1 protein-coding gene is annotated in these 1,443 nt (G+C 47.4%); it reads right to left on the bottom strand.

What is annotated here, in order from left to right:
• Positions 1-9: 9 nt before the first annotated feature.
• Positions 10-1,338 carry an IS4 family transposase gene (locus OE749_RS18570; RefSeq protein WP_263713987.1) on the bottom strand — a complete coding sequence of 443 codons (1,329 nt, stop codon included), beginning with the start codon at positions 1,336-1,338 and terminating at the stop codon, positions 10-12.
• Positions 1,339-1,443: the final 105 nt, after the last annotated feature.

Raw genomic sequence — 1,443 nt, 5'->3', positions numbered from 1 at the left:
TAATGCCAGTCAGTTAAGCTGACTGGCATTTTTCTTTTTAGGATATTTGCTTGGCTTTGCCCTCACCGCTCTTGGATATACTCTATCAGGCCGCTTGTCTGGTAAGACACATAGTCTAAGAGTATCTAACAGGTAAGCATAATGCTCTGGCAACTTGCTTGCACTGCGTGTAGTGACAGTAATGAAAAAGGTAACCACCTGCCTCATACTTAGGGTAAAACTGAGCCGAGTGGGCGTTAGATCAGGAGTATCTTCAGTGGCATCAATCATTACCATCCGCACCAGATTGTAGGCTAACAGCAGCCCCCATAACTCTTGCTTCACCATGTCAGGCTTTTTGCTGCGTAGGGCATGCTTCGCTTGATGGAGCCCCTGCTTCATCTCTTTGAACCCCAGTTCAATTTCCCAGCGTTGTGTATAGACTTCGGTCAGTTCGTCGTAAGGGTATCGGAGTGGATCAGTCAGCGAGCTCAGGACGCGATACTGTTTACCGTTGACCTGATAACTCGTCAGCCTAGCGGTTATCTTGTCAGGTAAGTCACAGAACTTCTTCCTTGCCTGAGGACTGGTAGGCAGCGTTACGACAGCGTCATGCTCACTAAGTTGATGTATCACCTCGTATTGTAGGTCTTTCCTCGCCGGTAACATCCAGTGGGCATTATCAGCCGATTGGTGCCACAGATTGAGCAGCCCGAGCGAATAATATCCCCTGTCAAACAGGGTCAGTGAGTTGGCTGGAACATGCTTGAGTAAACGCTCAGCCAACTTCATTTCACCTACATGACGTGCATCGAATTCACTGGCCAGTAGCAGATGGCTTGAGACTTCCATTAAACAGCACATTCGTATCTGTGGATAAGGACTTTCACCGTGCACATTTTTTTCACAGCCAAACGCCTCGATGTTTTCATGAGTATCCTGAGCGCGGTACACCACACCATCTACGGCCAGTAAATTAAGTCCACACCACTGCTCAAATGACTTGGTTTCAAACGTGCGCTGAGAAAGCGCTTCAAACACCTGTCTTACCGCCTCATAGCCTAAGCGCTGTCTTGCTTGAACCAATGCACTTGGCGCCACTAACAGCTTTTTACCCGGCAATGATATATCCAGTTTGCTCGCGATATCCCACACGGTTTCGTTGCGATATAAGCTCATGCCGATCACCAGTAGAACAACGGCCTCGAGCGGCAACCGCCTACGTCTCAAGGTCGCTACGCCAGATACTTCAAAGGCTTGTTCAACAATATCTGGGTCGAGAAGTGACAGGAACTTATCCAGTGAGTTGAGCTCTTCTGTGTAACTAAATGTCTCGTCAAGGTGTTGGTGAAATCGCATAAAAAAATCCGATGACTAGTGATCATCGGATTTTGAACTTATGAAAGGATCGGTCAACCGATCCTTAGATTTTTTAACTATTGCCGCTTAACTGATCGGCATTAG

The sequence above is a fragment of the Fluctibacter corallii genome, from assembly GCF_025751585.1.
Taxonomy (GTDB): domain Bacteria; phylum Pseudomonadota; class Gammaproteobacteria; order Enterobacterales; family Alteromonadaceae; genus Fluctibacter_A; species Fluctibacter_A corallii.
This window is presented reverse-complemented; position numbering and strand designations above follow the sequence as displayed.